The following is a 16,712-nucleotide window of genomic DNA, read 5'->3' as shown; positions in this document are numbered from 1 at the left end:
TTCGCCTGAAAATAAATTCTTTACCACGGCTAACCCTTAAAGATCGCGGGTGTGAGTATCCATCTTTACTGGATTGGATGGTTGCTAATCTCAAGGATTTGCTACTTGCTCTTCTCCCTCCTTTATCCGTGACATTGGCTTAACAATGGAGCTTAGCCGAGTCTGGTCGAATTCAATACATCTCTTCACTCCTTGTTGGTATCACTTAACCTCGAAGCTGAGCCCAGCACGCGGCATAGGTGCGTTTAGGTATATGAGGAGGCTAGCGTCAGCAAAGATCTTCATTGAACTCTTCCTCGAGGTCTAGTTCCGCGAGCTCTCCTAGCTTGGCTTGTTTCGCCCTAAGCTTTTCTCTCCTCTGCCTGATCCATTCAAGGGTCTCCTCGATGCCCGGTGCCCTCACTATAGCGAGCTCGTTCTCCCTAGCCTCCACTAGGACGTAGCCGTTTTCCCTAATGCCGTACTTCTCCCGCAAGACCTTTGGGATAACTACCTGACCCTTTGGACCCACCTTCAGCCTAAGTTTAACCATTGGTTATACACATTAATTTACCCTTAGCCACAAAACTATCACTTAAGCTACAACTTGATGGTAGAGAAGGATCTCTCTTACAGCACCATCCATCTTCACATTCTATGTCTTTGTGTATATCTCTATTCCTAATTTTTTAGCTATTTCTAGGGCTTTTTCGTCGGCGTAGGGGGTGACGATTATTAGTCTGTCTGGCTTTTTGCCAGTTGTTTTCTCGTAGAGTTGGGCTTTTCTCTTGAAGGTTGGTATGTCGGATGGCTTTATGTGGGAAGATATCTCTATTAGGATGGTTTTGCCGTCCTTTATGGCTATGTCTATTTCTACCTCGCTTGGGTAATCGTAGACTATACCTTCGTTGTCCTCTGTGATCCATCTCTCTAACTTTACGCCGAATTCTTTCTCTAGTATTCCCTTTAGTGCCTCTCTGAATGCTTCCCCTGTCTGAATTCCCCATCTTGCCCCAAGAGCAGATATCCTTCTTTCGATGAGTTCAAATCCCCTATTCATGTCTTCTCTTAGTTTATTGAAATCTTCTCTTAGCTTGACAAGTTGTTCCTCATGTTTGTCCAGCCTTTTTAGTATTTCTTCTAGGCCGAGGAGGCCGGCTACGGCGTATCTGAACTCTTCGTCCTCCTTTAGGAGCCTTAGGAATCTCTGCTTGAGCTGGGAGCTCATGGATCGCCTTCGCCTTCATAATTTGAATAGTTATTGCCCCTAAAAAAGATTGTTAATGCTTTCTATCTTTACATATGACTATATTTTTGGGGTTCCTTAATTCCCCGTCACTGCTAACATGTAAATTGATAGCTTAATGCTGACACACACCAGTTTGGAAGACCTTGACAGCACTGGTGGTTCCGTATTTGTTTATCTTTGACCCGGGTCTACATTCACATGACGTTTTTAGGGTGTCAATCGTTGACAATTTTTATAGCAATGGTCCTAGTTCCAGTAAAACATATCATCTTGTTTACTTAATTGTTTACGAGACAGAATGAGGCCATTATGAGTGGGGGATCCCTACGGACGTTAAGGAGGTTCCGAAAAACGGTGTCTCTTTTCGTAGATGGATCAGAGTCTTCTTGATGGAGCTTGCTTGGAAAATAAGGATTCGTAGAATGGTTGAAAAGTGGAATGGGCTTCTCGCTGATGTAACACCAAGCCGTGAGGGCTTTGCTGTTGAAAGTGTGAGAGAGGACCGTGAGAGCCATTGATTCTTCTGCCCTGGTTAAGTATTTTTGAGAGCTAGGACGGGGGAGGGTCAAACAGGTAATGGTGGAAGGCTACTTAAGCTTGATCTCTCTGTGAATAATGTTGCGTCGAAATGAAATAAAAGATGGAGTTGTGCGCCGTTTTCAAACGTTAGAGACTTCGGCCGTCCGCTGTTGTAGTGCTAGTTTTTCTTCGCGTATCAGCCTTTGGGCGTATTCTTCGAACTGGTAGATCCTGGTGGATACTGCTAGCCTGAACCCGCTTGGCTGGCTGATTACTACTGCTTCTCCCCTGTCTAGTGTCTTTATTTCTGCCTCTGCGTCGTCTAGGTATGGGCTGTGGTTTATTATGGTAGAGTAGTCGGGCCTCGTTGGGAGGGAGAGGATTATCTTTGTTAGGGACTGTCTCACGACCGTCTCCATGAGCTCGCTTGGCATCTGTGTGATGTAGAGGCCTCCAACCTTGTACTTTCTTCCACGCTTGGCTATTATCGAGAAGATGTTTTCCCTTATCTCGCCCTTCCCGCCCAGGACGTGGGAGCCTAGGTACCTGTGGGCCTCCTCTACCATTATCAAGACTGGGGGGAGCTGGCTCCACTTGTCTGGGAGCTCTTTCCTCATTTTCTCGTATGCCCGGAATATCCTCTCCGCAACCACGGTTGCCAGGAGCTTTTCTTCGCCCTCCGTGGCGAAGGGGGTCTCTATGAGGACCACGCGTCCCTTTGCAATCATCGACAGCACGGTGCCCGCAAGGTCGTAGCCGCAGTCCCTGCAGAATATGTCTCCCTCACCGGTGAGGTACTTTACCTTTCTCTTTGCCACGTTTATAGTGTTTACTCCAGACATTCTCCCAAGCCTTGAGTAGAGCGCCCTTCCCTCTCCAGACAAGAGGTAGTGGACCCACTCTTCCCCGAACTGTTTGTATGCCATCCAGAGGAGCTCTTCCTGCGGCCCAGAGAACTCTCCCGTGAGGGTGAAGTCGCTTGGCCTTAGACGCGTTATGTCCATCTTGAGTGGGTAGGCCGGTATGCTCCTCTCTTCTCCCAGCTCAGGAAGCTCTATCCTGATTCTGCCTGGCCTCTGAACCCTGTCTGAGACGAGGAAGAGGTACTCCTCTGAGAAGGGGAGGTGCGCGAGCCCCATTTCGCCGGGCTTTGAACCTAGTAGGTACTCGCTTTCACAGTCAAATATGACGAGGCTGTATTTGCCAGCAGTGTGGAGAATCGAGCCCGCTAGTACTCTTCCAAAGTTGCTTTTGCCTGCCCCCGTTCCTCCCACTACTAGTACGTGGTGGGGTATCGTCTTTGAGCCGTCGAGGGTGACGTCTACGTCTATAACGTTGTGGCCGAAGCGTATCTTGCCTATGGGTATGTCCCCCGTGTGTAGCCTCAGAGCCTTTAGGTCTTCTTCCTCCAGCTCTTCTACGACGGCAAACAGCGAGGGGACACTGCTTGGCCCGTGGACTTCCCCGTCCATGTCTATCTGTGCAACGATTGTTGAGATGGCTGTGTCGTATAGCCTAAGGTCCCTCTCGCGGAGCTGTACGGCTTCGCCCTTGTCTGCCTTGCTACTTATGATCGCTATTTCTGCCGGAGTAAGCAGGCTTTCTGGCTTGAAGTCTACAACCTTGAGTATGTATGTTCTCCCCTTGTCTTCGACTTTTACCAGCATGCCCCTCTCGACAACGGCTTCCTGCGCTATCCTAAACTTTACCGTCACCCCCTCGGTCCACACTACTATTCCGAGCTTCAAGGTATACCACCCCAGAGATACTTGGCCTTGAACTCTGAGCCACCGCTGTCCTCAAGCAGCTTCGAGGCAATAGACGCCTTGCTGGATATGCCTAGCTCCTCAAGTAGTAGCTCCCTGTCCATAGACAGCTCATCGTCGCTTATCCTGGAAAGGTTGTGGACAATCTTGAGCGGCAACGGGTAGCCCGGCGACGTGAAGTCCTGGAGGTAAGCAAGCATCCCTGACAGGTACTCGAAGTCGGCCCTCAGCGAGAGCTCCCAAGCAACATCGAGCCTAAAGACCGGCCCGCTCGGCGAAAGCTTCACGGCACCTATTCCTATGCCCAGCTTCTCGTCCTCTACGAGGGGATAATAGCTCCACGCCATGTCCCTAAACATCCTGCTACCAAGCCTCGACACATAGCCCAAGGCGCTCTCCCCGCTGGAAAGCCTTATACTGCTACTCTTAGGCATCCCGACCACCCTCCAGTCCCTCTCTACCAGACGCCTGTAGGCCTTAGCGGACATTGTGCCACTCCTAAACACAAGGGGCCTGTCAAGTAGGACGAGCGCACCAGGATAGCTCTTGACGAGGCCAGCCACTGCCTCGAGTTCTACTTCTGCCAGCCAGTCAGCAGCCTCGTCTAGGCTCTCGACCACCTTCACTCTTTTGATTGTATCCATGAGTTTTACACGCTCTACCCCCCTCCATACTCCCCCTGCGACCTTTGCAGACACTATCTTGAAGCTCCCCGCGTCGAAGAGTATTCGGGCCGCCGCGTCCACAGAGACCACGGTCTCCTTGTGTGGAACCTCCTCGACAGCCCTAAACCTTGTCTCCGAGATGGGTGGGCCCTTGATAATCTTCCCGTCAAACCTGAAGTAGGGGTAGGGCTTCACAGGTTCGCCCGTCAGCGTCAGCTGGACGAAGCCCCCCTTCTGCCTATATATCTGGTTGACCTTCTCGACAAGCATTTTCACATCGACATCTAGGTAGCCAGCCCTAGTCAAGGACGCCATACATGATCATATTCTACCCGTGCCACGTCTCTTATAAAAGGCGCGAGAATAACATGGACAATTCTACAGAAAACAATTAGTATCCCCGTATTATATCCGTATTATAGTAGCATTTTTTAGTTACCAGGATAGATGGGAAGATCTGGGAAAATAGTTGCAATAAAATGTTACCATAAACACTTCCCGACAACAATAACACTAGGTATATATACTGGTAACGCGAATTCGTTATAGAGGCAGAAGTGGCGTACCAATGGTAGTAACACTGCACTACGTAGGCTTCCACCCAAACCTGATACTTCAGGGCTTCGAGCAGGTCAGGCTAAAGTATCCAGTTGAACGTGTCTACCTTTTTTACGATGAGAAGCCTGACCGGTACGGGGCGGTGTCGCGGTACAACGTTAAGAGGCTTGCCGAGAAGCTCTCGTTTTTCCAGCCGGTGACTGTCAAGGTTAATCCGCTGAACCAGCAGAGTGTGTATAGCAAGTTTTACCAGGTATTATGGGTTGAGAGGGAAAAGGAGACCCTGATAGATATCACGGATATGCCTCCATTGATGGTTGCGTGTGTTACTAATGTTTCTATGATGTTTCCCGGGAGCAGGCTCTACGCGGTTCAGCCTGAACAGGTGGGCGAATTTATACCTGATCCTGATACGCCGGAGTTTGCGAGGTTTATAGCTAAGAAGGATAGTCTTAGGGCTTCTAGTGGCCCTGGAGCTGTCCAGCAGATAGAGAAGCCTGGCGTAGACTTGTTGCTTGACGAGAACAAGAGGATTAAAAAGAGGGGGCAAAGGAAGGAGGGGGGTTCCGAGGAGGATGAAAAGCTTGAAAAGGAGGTGAGGATTCTGCAGGTGCTCTATCTCAAGAATGGGTCTGCGAGTAGCCTTACCCAGCTTATTCAGTGGATGGGCGAGAACTGGAGGGATCAGGTTGTTAAGGCTACGTATAGCCGCTTGATAAAGGAAATGGAGGAGAAGGGTCTGCTGGTGAGGGAGCTGAACGGAAAGTCGAGGGTAGTAAAGTTGACAAGGCTTGGGGAGGCTATTGCCGAGGCGTACATCAATCTAAATGGTGTTCAGGAGCAGAGGCCTCCTGCACTGCAAATGAAGGAGTTGGCACCAGTTAACGAGATCTAGCTCACTTTTGTGGAGTATGGGTTCTGGTTCGCCGGTTAGTATCTTCTTGGTCACAAGCTTTTAGGTCTTATTATTTGAGCATTGTTTTCTCCATGTAGGTGAAAAATTTTCAGCTGTGCCTATATATTCTGGGCTATAAAAGACAAGATACTTGGCTTTTAGCAGGAATGTATCGACAATCGTTTGAATTGGAATTGGAGTCGTATTTTTATACTACCTTTTTAGGTAATAAGAATGTGGGCTACGTTACTGTGTCTACTAAGGTGAAAAGGGAATTGTTGGAGAAGGCTAGGAGATACAATGTGAACGTTAGTCAGGTTTTGCGGAGGGCTCTCGAGGAAGAGGTTAGGCGCAGAGAGCTGGAATGGGCTGTCAGTGTCATGGATGATATTTCTCGTAGGGCTAAATTGGAGAAGCCCTCTGATGAAGTGATAAGAGAGTTTAGGGAGTCTCGGAGAAGGGTGGCTTAATGAGGGTCGTGCTTGATGCGAGTGCATTGGCGAAGTGGTTTCTTGTAGAGGAGGAATCAAGGGAAATGAAGCTCCTTCGCGACAAAATTATTGGAAGCGAGATTGAGGCCCATGTTCCTAGTCTTGTATTTGTTGAGCTTGCAAACCTGCTTAGGTATTCGCGGGGCTTAACGCCTGGAGATGTCGCGGATGGTGTTGCGGCAACGATGAGTATTGGACTTGTTGTTCACGACTTTGTGGAAGTTCTTGGTGAAACTGTCAGTATAGCTTTTGAAAAAGGGTTAACTGTCTATGACTCGATTTATGTTGCTTTGGCCGAGAAGCTTGACGCTGTTCTTGTCACGTATGATAAGGTGTTGCTGAGAGAGGTAAAGAGGAGCAAGAAGGCCAGCCAGCTCCTTGAGGCTTATTCGTAATTACTGCAACAGACATCTTTGGTTCAAAGGTATAAGCGTAGCCTCCCCCCTCGCCGCAGACCCATAGATAACGACAGATACTAGGTCGTCTCCAGGCTTCTCATGTAGGGCCTTAACTAGTTCGTCAAGCAGGCTTTGGTAGGGCTCCTTTAGGCGTCGTTTGTTCAAGCTCTCTCAAGAATGAATCTCTACCTCGTATAGTTATGAGCTTTTGGCTCTTCCGCAGAGTTAAACCGTGCGAGTAACGCTGTTCGCTTGGTTGTAGTAACATTTAAATTGTTACAATCTAGATTGTAACAATTATGATTGTAAGATTTGTTGATAGGAGAGAGGAGTTAGAGCAACTAGGGGAGCTGTGCTCAAGTGGAAAGTCCCAGCTTGTCATTGTTTATGGGAGGCGAAGAGTGGGCAAGACTAGGCTACTACTGGAACTCCTTCGCAAGAGGAGGGGGCTGTACTTCTATGTCCCCAGGGGAGGCTCTGAGACTATACTTGAAGAGTTTTCCCGCAGTGTAGAGGGCGAGTTCTTTAAGGGGTTTAGGTTTCCAAGCTTTCACTCTTTCCTCGAATATCTCGCTACCAAGATGGAGCAGGGCTACCTTGTCGTTATTGATGAGTTTCAGAGGCTTGGAGAGGTTGAGGGGGCGCTTTCCCTTCTGCAGAGGTACTGGGACGAGAAGCTGTCTCGGACAGGTTCAGTCCTTGTACTTTCGGGCTCGGCTATAGGCACAATTGTCCGCGTTGCTCTGCGTGGGGATGCCCCGCTCTATGGCAGGAGGACGGCTGTCATCAAGCTTGAGCCCCTGGGATTCGGAGGGGTTCTAGAGTGGTTTGACAGGCTGAGCCCGGTAGATGCCGTGAAGATATACGGCGTTTTTGGCGGGACCCCGGCATACCTCGAGCTTGTCGACGAGAATGAGAGCCCAGAGGAGAATGCTGTTAAGCTAGTCCTCAGCAAGCGTGGTGCCCTACACGAAGAGCCTGTATACCTCCTGATGGAGGAGCTTAGGGCTCCAGCAAGGTACATGGATATTCTAGGCGCAATTGCCCAGGGGAGGACAACTCTCAGCGAGATAGCCAGCGCCACAGGGCTAAAGAGGGAAAACGCTACAACGTACCTATCCTACCTGGAGCTCCTGGGCCTAATCGAGAGGGAAAAGCCTCTGGTGGGGAAAGGCCGTTCTCGGTACACGATACGGGACCCCTTCTTCTCGTTCTGGTTCAAGTTTGTATGGCCGAACATGCGTTCTCTCGAGGCTGGGCTTGAACATGAAGTCTGGGAAAGGGAGCAGGAAAACTTCAACACTTATCTAGGATGGGTATTTGAACGCATAGCACGCGAATTCGTTGTACAGGCAACGAGGCGAGGCGAGCTACCTGTGAGGCCCGAAGCTGTTGGGGGCTGGTGGAGCAGAGACAAGGAAATAGATATCGTGGCTGTGTCTAAAAGTGAAGGTGCTGCACTGCTCTTTGAGGTTAAGTGGAGTGATTTGGACATGCGGGAAGCAGAAAGTCTCGTTGCGAGTCTTGAACGGAAAGCCGTAGAGCTGGAGGTAGGGGAGAAGATATATGGAATCATAGCCAGAAACATAGAAGACAAAAGTGAACTTAGAAAAAAGGGCTATCTGGCTTATGACCTTAGCGACATCTATGGCCTTCTTAAAAGCCAGTAACAAGTTGTCCTAAGTTGAATTATCATATGGGCAAATGATTCATGTGAAACTCTTTTGATAATAAACCTGGAGTAAAAACCCTACACTAACTTGTCTGCTTATAAAAGATTCATATGATTTATAACATTGTTGAACTTTTCTCTGCAAATATATTTAAAAGAGCAAACTTGAGAAGATTAAAGCACTAGAAAAATTTCCACGAATGGAGAGGGTGACTCGTGGCTCTTTACCGTAACAGAACATTGCTTGCTCTAGCCTTTTTCCAGGTATGCGCCGGCCTTATCGAGGTTGAGAGTATTCTCTTTGGAGCCTTTATGTCTTCGCTCGGGGCCACACCTGATACTTTGGGCTTTGTTCTTGGGGCAGGATACGCTGTGGGTGTTTTAGGCTCAATTCTTGGTGGGCGGCTGGTGGACATAGTGGGGGCGCGTATAGTTTTCCTTGGAAGCATAGCCCTAAGTATAGTTGGCCTAGTTGTGGAGGCATTTTCTCCTACCTGGATTGTTGCAGCCGTGGGTTTCTTCATGATTCAGTTTTCACAGATGTCGCTTCGGCCCTCTGCTCTCAGAATCATAGCCGAGGCTTTTCCGGACTCGATGGGCGCGGCCCTGGGATTTCTCTACACGGCATATTCTGGGGTTGCCGTGGCTGGCCCACTGCTTGCAGGGTGGCTGGCACAGCACTACGGATGGAATGCAGTCTTCATGGGAAAGGCCGGGCTCTACCTGCTTGCCTTTTTTGTCTTGGCAATGTTTATACCGACCGGAGGAAAGCTAGCTTCATTAACGCAGGGAGAGAATCTTAGGGGCTGGATGTCTGTTTTCAGGAGGATGCCACTCGTAATGTTGTATGTTGCCGCATTTATAGGAGCATTTTTTAGCTATGCTTCCTCTTTTCTTTCCTATGATCCCCGTCTTTCTGCTAGTCCCCTAGCTCTTGCAGTTTTCCCATCCATATTTAACTTGTCCCAGCTTGTTAGCAGTTGGCCTTCTGGAGTTCTTGGCGACAAGGCTGGTTACTGGAAGATTGTATTAGGGGGAGCTGTGATAATGGGTTGTGCATGGCTTCTTTTCCCAATTCCCAGCGAGACCGTATTCTTGTACATTCTCTACTTGGTGTTTTCTATTGGAAGCATCATGTCTAACTACATCGAGGTCTTAGCCGTGAAACTTTCACCAACCACTGGGCAGGGGCTATCAGTGGGTTTTCTTGATGCCGCGAGGTTTATGGGCTTCTCGTTGGGCGAGATTTTTGGCGGAATGCTGTGGCAGTATGCTGGGCCAAGCGTCTCCTATTTGCTGGCCGGGCTGGGCTATATACTTGCATATGTTTTCCTGCTTCTAAGCTACAGATCCTCGAAAGAAAGCTGAAACTATATGATGGTCTCTACTTCTTCTTTATGTTGCTAACCTTTTCCTCTATTTTTGCCGGGAATCGTTGTGTAAAAAGATAAATGCGTTTTCTATGAAATTGTCCAGGTGTCCAGATGACTAACAAGAAGTTAACTATCATTTCGATTATCTTGATCTTGCTGTTCTTGTCCCTATCCCTTTACAATTCCGGCGTCCTAATGCATGGGATCAAAGTAGAAGAGGGATATGTCTCGTCACAAGGGGCCACCCTTAGGTATCTTGCATGGATCCCAGAAGATACGCCTGTAAAGGGTACAGCTGTGCTTTTCCACGGCTACGGCGGGAGCTCTGAGATGATGAGCTGGATAGGTGTAGAGCTTGCACGACAAGGCTATGTTGCTGTGGCTTTTGACTCAAGGGGCCACGGGAAAAGCTCTTCAACGGTTAGCTACAACGTTTCCACTTTGTTGCGTGATTATTACAGTGTAGTAGGTGCAGTAGATCGCGTCACGGGAGAAGTTGTCCTCGCAGGCCACAGCATGGGTGGAAGGGCTGTTCAAGAAGTCGGCTCGAGGATAAATGCTTCAAGGGTAATAGTGATAGCCTCCTCGCCCCTCAATACTACTAGTGTCGAGAAAAAGCTACTTGTCTTAGCCATGCAGGACGAAATCTTCACCTTTAGCAACATACCTATAAACAGGCTCAATGGATGGGAAATCTATGTCTCTCCAACCGACGACCACCTCACAATCCTCTACAACCCAGCCGTAGTAGACAAAATTGTGTCCTGGACAGTTGGAAAAGCCACATACACATATGCCTGGTCTAGGCTTATAGTGACGCTCTTATTAAGCGTGTTAGCGGTACTACTCATGATCATTGTCCCACTACCCTTTATCGACACCGATGCGGCTAGCTACCGAGAGGCAAAGACGGCCCCGAGACTCTCATGGGAAAATATAGCCGTGTCGGCACTTGTAGCCCCCCTAGCATTCCTTTTCTTCAACGCGTTTACAGGCATTACGAGGGCTCCCATTGGAAGCTTTATCCTAGGAGTATTCTATAGCCAAGCACTAGGTATCCTCTTTCTTTACAGGAGACAGCTGTCCCAGATCAAACCATTTATAGGGAAATTTAGCCCCGCTGCGTTACTTTCGGGGATAACGCTAGCAGCCTATTCATACCTAATGATGCATTCCGCCCTCCAACCTTTCCTTAATGTTGAGCCAAGCATCTACAGGCTCGTAATCCTACTAGTTCTCTACGTGCTGTTTCTACCCCCAGTTTTTGTTCTCGAGGCTTTTAGCCCCCGCGGCGGCACGTCGAAAGTCTTTCTCGTGAGGCTTGCATCAAAAGCGGCTTGCTTTGCTGTTGCTTGGCTTGTCCTCAAGATCGCCATTGGAGGCGGGTTTGCAGGCTATTTCCTAATAGTTGTCTTCATTAGCCTCGTCCTATTGATACCTCTAGACCTACTAGCTTCAGTCATTGCCTCTAGGAAAATTGAACAGGCGAATGTGGTCTGGCTCCCAATACTACTCAGCATTTTACTGGGCTCGGTTACGCCTGTAACTTAGCCTAGGTCCCGAATGCCCTGTCTCCCGCGTCTCCGAGGCCGGGAACGATGTATCCCTTGCTGTTTAGCTCTGGGTCGACCGCAACCGTGTAGAGCTTCAGGTCTATCCCCGCGTCTTGGGCGAACTTTCTGAGCTTCTCGATGGCTATCGGAGTGGATATCACAGATGCGATATAGTATTTCTTTGCGCGTCCCCTCTTCAAAAGCTCTCTCAGCACAGCGATCAGAGTTGAGCCGGTAGCAACCATCACGTCGCTAATTATTACAATGTCGTCGCCGCCAAACTTGGGGATCTTTACATAGTTTATCTCGATGTCAAATTCCGTGCCGTGCATTCCCTTCTCTTCTACTCTCCGCGCCGCGACGACGCCTTGCCTTGCAGAGTAAAATATCTTTACGAGTCCCTCGGTTAGGGGCCACGCGGCTCTGAGAACAGTGACTATGCAAACGTTTTCGAAGCCCTTGATCTTTATGCCTCTATAGGTGACCCCCAGTGGGGTCTCTACGGGGTTTTCCTCGGTTTCAAAGTCCTCGACTATTTCTAGTCCGAGTACCCGTCCGAGGCGTACAAGCCCCTTTCTAAACTCTACTTGGCTTGTGTTTTTGCTACGGATCTGTGTTAGAATTGCCTGTGCATATTTCTTTTCTATGACCTTGTAGTCGAACAATGAACCCTTCTCGGCAAACACGGGAAACAGATATAAATCTTTCTAGTTTTGAGTGCCAGGAAAAGGATGCTCCAGGTTTAGTTGTTTTCACTTTCGGTTTACTTTCTACAATAATTTATTAGTTGTAGACGCGTTTATTATCCTAGGCCATATATGGAGCATGCATTGCTACATGTATCAGAGGAGCTTCTAAGGGGAGTAGAGAAAGAGCTTGCAGAAGAGGCAGAGCCTATTAGTGGAAAACCTTTTACGAGTACGGGATACGTTGATGGAAGCAACGTCGTTGAGCCGAGGAGGAGTATACACGTTGCAGTATTCTCTGTTGCATCCATTCTCCTAAAAAATGGAAAATATTCTGCTCTAGCTAGGGGGGCAGAGGAGCCAATCGTCTCTGTTATTGTGCCCAAGAGCTATGGCGAGCAGAGGGCAAACCTCTTGATGTCCATCATCGAGCTCCTAGCTGCACGAAAAGCTTTGACTAGTAGCCTTGAGGCTATCTTACTAGACGGGAGCTTCATATCCGAAATGATGACAGTTTTCAGCCACCCAAAGGACGCCGCAGAGGCTCTGGGCGAAGACTATAAAAAGATTCTCGATAATTTGCCGGACGCGGAGCATCTTGGAATAGAGCTAGAGGATAGAGACATATCCCCAAATTCTGTAATGGGGCTGTTTAAGGAGATTTCTGACAAGGCCTGGCAAATATACAAGGAAAGAAACACAATGTTTGAGAAAACCTCTTCGAAGAAGAGCTTTCTTGACTTTGTATGCGTCTACGTCGAGACAACAGTATACCTTAAAGCCCTGAGAGACTTGTTGACAGCTAGCCGGGAGCTACAGGTGCCGCTCTTCTGGGTAGCAAAAGACTCAGAGACAAACCTGCTTGTCGAAAAAGTTGGGCTCGAGGGCTGGCTCAACGATGTAACCCTGCTTGACTATGCATGGAGAAACCTCGAAGACGCATACACAACTCTTAGGGGGAAAGAGTTTGGACGACTAAAGCCATGCGCGGCCGACAGGAAACTTGTCTCGGAGATCTTGGGAACCTGGGGCGACTACTCTGTCTTGTATTTTAAGCTGAGAAAACTTGGACCAGTTCTACAGATGACCTATCCAAGCTATGTGGACGAAGATGAGGCTCTAAGTGCCCTTGCGACCCTGAAGGAGCTCTCGGACAGTAGGGGCTACCCGAAGCCTCTCAGCTATGTCCACCACATGGCCGTGCTGAACCCAGAGATTGCGCGCCTTGTCGCTGACGAGATTTATAAGCGTAAGGCAGACTCTATTGTTAGGGCCGCTTACGCTCCAAGTGGAAGGGTGAAGGCTGGTCTGAGGTGAAGAGTTGTGGAGATAGGTAGGGTTACAAATGTCTATGGTCAGAGCCTCGTCAGGTTTGGTGTCCAGGAAGAAAAACTGGAACATATTGCTAAGCCAGGGGTATACGTAAAGATGGAGATAACGCGTGGATGGGCCTACGCAATGGTCGTGAGCTTTAATCTTCTAGACGAGCTGTACAGGAAAAGTAGGATTATAGAGGAGCTTGAAGGATACCCGGAGATACGCCCGACACGTAACGAGCTTGTAGCCATGCTTGTAGGCTTCCATGACGGGAAGAGCTTTATAAGGGGCGTGCCTGAGCTACCGAAGCCTGGGCAAAAGGTTTACCTTGCAACAGCAGAAGAATTATCCAGCTTGACCTCAAATGGAGAGATAAAAATTGGCAAGCTCTCGCAGAACCCCGAAGTGCCATACACTTTATCACTCAACATGCTATGCTCTAGGCACTTCGCTGTCCTCGCGATGACTGGCGCGGGAAAATCAAATACCGTGGCAGTTATTCTTGGCGAGATATCTGAAAAGTTCCCCTACGCAAGGGTTCTCGTAATAGACACACACAACGAATACATACCAATGGCTGAAGCCTCGAGCAACATCAGGGTCATAAGCCCCGCAGGCAGAATTGCGAAGCTGTTAGAGGCAAGGTACGGGATAAAGCCCCAGCCTCTAGAGGTCCCCCTCTGGAGCCTCGGCCTAGAAGAGGTTGCAGGCATACTAAAACTAGACCCGTCCCGCGCAACAAAACAGATAATGTATCTCCGGAACGCTGTACAGGAGGCTAGGAGGCAGAGATACAGCCACGCGTCGACAGACGACCCAATATACTATACGCCCGAGGAGCTACTCGAGATCCTAGAGAAAACATCTGTGAGGAACAAGTATGACCGGTCCCTCGACGACCTGATACTCAAGCTAGAGATGCTCCTAGAGAACACGGAGCTCTTCTACATTACGCGTCCAAGGACAAGCGACAAGCTCTACAGCTCCCTGAGCATGGAAGAGCCCAGGAAAAGCCTAGAAACATACATGGGGATATACAGCTCCCTACTGTCGCCTGGAATAACACTGCTATCGCTGGGCGGGCTCTCCAGCGACATACAGACATCCACAGTGGCTACCGTGCTGAAGTCTTTCTGGCGCATAACAACTGCGAGCGTCCTCGCCGGGAAGCCGCAGCCAACACTGATAATAATCGAGGAGGCACACAACTATGTCCCGCAGGGCAGGTGGAGCCCCGCGAAGGAAATTATCGAGAAGATAGCCAAAGAGGGCAGAAAGTTCGGGATAGGCCTTGGGATAGTAAGCCAGAGGCCTAGAGAGCTCTCACAGACAGTTCTCGCCCAGTGCGGCACGCTGATAGCACTTAGAACCGCGAACCCCAAGGACCAAGAATACATCCTCGGAAGCATGGAGGACGTCATGCAGGAAATGGTTCAAGGGCTTTCTGGGCTAATGACGGGAGAAGCACTTATCTCTGGCTCAGCCGCCACCATACCAGGAATAGTCAAGGTAGACAACTTTACAGAGCGATTCGGATACACGCTTGGAGGAAAAGACATAGACTGGAACAAGGCATGGACAACACCCCCAGAAAAACTCGACCTAGCAGACTACCTCCTTAGCACCGAGGAACAAGAGGAACAGCAAAAAACCACAACAATAGAAGACTTCCTGGGCAAGCAATAAGTTTCAAGCGACCGCGAGATCTGCCTCCTTAATCTTTTTATATATTTCATCACTTTTGTTAATAAGGAAGGTGTCCGTCGGGAGACAATTACTTGAAGAGCTCCGCCGCGATGAGGAACTGAGGAGGATGCTCGCTGAAGAACTCATTCCGGAGGCACTTAGATACAGAGAACTAAGAAGAACAATGCTGGTTGCTCTCTCCAGAGAGATGGCAACGAAAGACGATATAGGGAGCGTTAAAGAGGAAATAGATAATCTGCGAAAAGAAATAAACAGTAGGTTGTGTCTCTTGAAAATAGAGTCTCTATGCTTGAGATGAGAATGTCTAGAATAGAGGGGCAACTATCCCTCCTAGTCAAGATATTCCTCGTTTTCAATGCCTCAATACTCATAGGAATAATAGGAATACTGCTAAAATCGTATGTACCCTGGGACTATAAGCTGTCTCCTCTCAACCCAGAATACTGCTTACTTCGTATTGCAATCACTAAGTAAAGAACTACTCCAACAATAAAAGAAGCCACACATAATTCATAAATCGGTCCACTAAGCCAAGGAGCATACAGAGGGTTAGCCTCCAGCGGGAAAAACGGCCTAATATCTGAGTATAAGGGAGAATCCAGCAATACATGAGAAAACGTCCCCAAGACTCCGCCACCAATAAAGGAGGCTCTAGCTAAAAGATCTTCCTCTAAATGAGGCGTGCGCCATAGCTCGCCTAAATATTTCTCCAGCAGAAACATGGTGTATCCAATCAGGACTCCGAAGGGCAAAGCCAATAGAAAGGTATGAAGATAGCCGTGCAGGGGATAGTTCAGCCCAAGCACCAAGACAAGGAAAGGCTCGATGTCTACAGCTACACTGGCAACAAGAAGAGTTGGTAAATGTAGTTTTTTCCGCAGGGGCAAACCGAAAACAAGGGAAGGTCCCAAATGAAGAGGCGTAAAGGGCATAAAATCAAAATGTGAATACACAATATATTTTTTATGGAACATCGTGCCGGTTTAAGCCCTTGAATTTTCGTCCCAGCCTATCTATCCTCGGCTCTTTGTTACTAGATTTAGCTTTCTCGTAAGAGTGTGTAGAAAAGCTGACTGTGTGGTTTAAAGGGTAATAATGGGGGTTGCATAGTCTGGCAAGCGTTCCCAGTCTCTGTCAAGAGTTATTATGCCTAGCTTTCTTTTTTTGGCTGTTATAGCGTTGAGTGCATCTCCAGGATCTACCCCTCTCTGTATAACCAAGCCTGTAGCCTCCCTAAGCTCAGTAACCGTAAACTTCTGCTCTAGAACCTCTATTCCGAGCTCTAGGAGTAATGAGGGGAGCAGCTCGATCAATCGCTCGTAGCCCCTGGCCCTCTTGTTATCTCCTTTAGCCCGCCAAATATTTCTCGACTCGAGCGCCCAGTTGAGGTATTCAAGCAGGACAATTGGGGTCACGTACAGCTTCGTGTTGAGGGTCTTTAGGGCCTCCAGTTTCCTGGAGACCAGGACGCACGTGTCTATTATTGCCCCTCTACGCTCCTCCAAGCTCTTCGCCTCGCTAGTTCCTCGATCTCTTTCGGTGTTGGTTCTCCTAGTTCCTCTAGAAGGGCGAGGTACTCCTTTATGGCGGTACCTGGAGACAATTGCTCGAGGGCTGACAGGATGCGTTCTCTCGAGGCTGAGAGCAGAATCACGTCATCGGCCTCGGCCATGTAGAGCTCTGACCTCCTCAGCTTCCTCGAGAGGTAAACCCTGCCCTTTGCGTCAACCTTTCTAACGCTTATCTCTTCCATAGTCCCACTTACAGTTTTAATTTTGCCCCACTTTATTAAATTTTTTGTCCCACATCTGAAATAGCTTTGAGCAAGGTCTAAAGTCTCTTAGAAATCCTTTTCTTTTGTGTAGGGATGATTGATCGAATGGA

Annotated in this window: 18 protein-coding genes; 9 read left to right on the top strand and 9 right to left on the bottom strand. The window is 48.7% G+C overall.

Going from position 1 to position 16,712, the window contains the following annotated elements:
- Positions 1-268: 268 nt before the first annotated feature.
- The 4 genes from N186_RS08410 to N186_RS08395 all read right to left on the bottom strand — a co-directional run bounded on the left by N186_RS08410 (position 269) and on the right by N186_RS08395 (position 4,493).
- The gene (locus tag N186_RS08410; protein ID WP_020963387.1) at positions 269-532 is read right to left on the bottom strand and encodes an AbrB/MazE/SpoVT family DNA-binding domain-containing protein; all 264 of its coding nucleotides are present in this window, start codon (positions 530-532) and stop codon (positions 269-271) included.
- A gap of 102 nt (positions 533-634) precedes the next feature.
- A complete protein-coding gene (locus N186_RS08405; protein WP_020963386.1) occupies positions 635-1,207 on the bottom strand; it encodes a PD-(D/E)XK nuclease family protein in 573 nt (190 codons plus the stop codon).
- Positions 1,208-1,887: 680 nt separating this feature from the next.
- Positions 1,888-3,495: an ATP-binding protein gene (locus tag N186_RS08400; RefSeq protein WP_020963384.1), complete on the bottom strand. Its 1,608-nt coding sequence runs from the start codon at positions 3,493-3,495 to the stop codon at positions 1,888-1,890.
- A complete protein-coding gene (locus N186_RS08395) occupies positions 3,492-4,493 on the bottom strand; it encodes a DNA double-strand break repair nuclease NurA (RefSeq protein ID WP_020963383.1) in 1,002 nt (333 codons plus the stop codon). The genes N186_RS08400 and N186_RS08395 overlap by 4 nt, the downstream gene beginning before the upstream one ends.
- A gap of 253 nt (positions 4,494-4,746) precedes the next feature.
- Between N186_RS08395 and N186_RS08390 the strand changes: the two genes are divergently transcribed.
- The 3 genes from N186_RS08390 (at position 4,747) to N186_RS08380 (ending at position 6,517) form a co-directional block, all read left to right on the top strand.
- Positions 4,747-5,631, top strand: a complete 885-nt coding sequence (locus N186_RS08390) for a hypothetical protein (RefSeq protein WP_020963382.1) — start codon at positions 4,747-4,749, stop codon at positions 5,629-5,631.
- 236 nt (positions 5,632-5,867) lie between these two features.
- Positions 5,868-6,101 carry a type II toxin-antitoxin system CcdA family antitoxin gene (locus tag N186_RS08385; protein ID WP_240366736.1) on the top strand — a complete coding sequence of 78 codons (234 nt, stop codon included), beginning with the start codon at positions 5,868-5,870 and terminating at the stop codon, positions 6,099-6,101.
- On the top strand, positions 6,101-6,517 hold the full coding sequence (locus N186_RS08380; protein ID WP_020963380.1) for a type II toxin-antitoxin system VapC family toxin: 417 nt from the start codon (positions 6,101-6,103) through the stop codon (positions 6,515-6,517). Before N186_RS08385 ends, N186_RS08380 begins: the two co-directional genes overlap by 1 nt.
- On the opposite strand, the gene N186_RS09780 is transcribed toward N186_RS08380, so the two are convergent.
- On the bottom strand, positions 6,518-6,685 hold the full coding sequence (locus tag N186_RS09780; RefSeq protein ID WP_020963379.1) for a nucleotidyltransferase family protein: 168 nt from the start codon (positions 6,683-6,685) through the stop codon (positions 6,518-6,520).
- 134 nt (positions 6,686-6,819) lie between these two features.
- Here N186_RS09780 and N186_RS08375 point away from each other — a divergent pair, with 134 nt between their 5' ends.
- The 3 genes from N186_RS08375 (at position 6,820) to N186_RS08365 (ending at position 11,116) form a co-directional block, all read left to right on the top strand.
- A complete protein-coding gene (locus N186_RS08375) occupies positions 6,820-8,190 on the top strand; it encodes an ATP-binding protein (protein WP_020963378.1) in 1,371 nt (456 codons plus the stop codon).
- A gap of 218 nt (positions 8,191-8,408) precedes the next feature.
- Positions 8,409-9,560, top strand: a complete 1,152-nt coding sequence (locus N186_RS08370; RefSeq protein ID WP_020963377.1) for an MFS transporter — start codon at positions 8,409-8,411, stop codon at positions 9,558-9,560.
- A gap of 116 nt (positions 9,561-9,676) precedes the next feature.
- Complete coding sequence (locus N186_RS08365; protein ID WP_020963376.1) at positions 9,677-11,116, top strand: alpha/beta hydrolase; 1,440 nt, start codon at positions 9,677-9,679, stop codon at positions 11,114-11,116.
- 1 nt (position 11,117) lies between these two features.
- On the opposite strand, the gene upp is transcribed toward N186_RS08365, so the two are convergent.
- On the bottom strand, positions 11,118-11,783 hold the full coding sequence (gene upp, locus N186_RS08360; RefSeq protein ID WP_052885707.1) for a uracil phosphoribosyltransferase: 666 nt from the start codon (positions 11,781-11,783) through the stop codon (positions 11,118-11,120).
- Positions 11,784-11,936: 153 nt separating this feature from the next.
- Between upp and N186_RS08355 the strand changes: the two genes are divergently transcribed.
- From N186_RS08355 to N186_RS08345, 3 genes are all read left to right on the top strand, one after another.
- On the top strand, positions 11,937-13,121 hold the full coding sequence (locus N186_RS08355) for a DNA double-strand break repair nuclease NurA (RefSeq protein WP_020963374.1): 1,185 nt from the start codon (positions 11,937-11,939) through the stop codon (positions 13,119-13,121).
- Positions 13,122-13,127: 6 nt separating this feature from the next.
- Positions 13,128-14,807 (top strand): ATP-binding protein, encoded by a 1,680-nt coding sequence (locus N186_RS08350; protein ID WP_020963373.1) that lies wholly within the window; start codon positions 13,128-13,130, stop codon positions 14,805-14,807.
- 70 nt (positions 14,808-14,877) lie between these two features.
- On the top strand, positions 14,878-15,126 hold the full coding sequence (locus tag N186_RS08345; protein ID WP_020963372.1) for a hypothetical protein: 249 nt from the start codon (positions 14,878-14,880) through the stop codon (positions 15,124-15,126).
- 115 nt (positions 15,127-15,241) lie between these two features.
- Here the strand turns inward: N186_RS08345 and N186_RS08340 are convergent, their stop codons facing one another.
- The 3 genes from N186_RS08340 to N186_RS09775 form a co-directional block, all read right to left on the bottom strand.
- Positions 15,242-15,715, bottom strand: a complete 474-nt coding sequence (locus tag N186_RS08340; RefSeq protein ID WP_240366735.1) for a metal-dependent hydrolase — start codon at positions 15,713-15,715, stop codon at positions 15,242-15,244.
- Between the two features lie 195 nt (positions 15,716-15,910).
- Entirely contained in the window at positions 15,911-16,333 is a 423-nt protein-coding gene (locus N186_RS08335) for a type II toxin-antitoxin system VapC family toxin (RefSeq protein WP_020963370.1), read from the bottom strand.
- A complete protein-coding gene (locus N186_RS09775; protein WP_020963369.1) occupies positions 16,309-16,581 on the bottom strand; it encodes a hypothetical protein in 273 nt (90 codons plus the stop codon). Before N186_RS09775 ends, N186_RS08335 begins: the two co-directional genes overlap by 25 nt.
- Positions 16,582-16,712: the final 131 nt, after the last annotated feature.

This window comes from Thermofilum adornatum, assembly GCF_000446015.1.
Lineage (GTDB): Archaea > Thermoproteota > Thermoprotei > Thermofilales > Thermofilaceae > Thermofilum > Thermofilum adornatum.
Note: the sequence above shows the minus strand (reverse complement) of the source record. Positions and strands in the feature narration are given on the sequence as shown.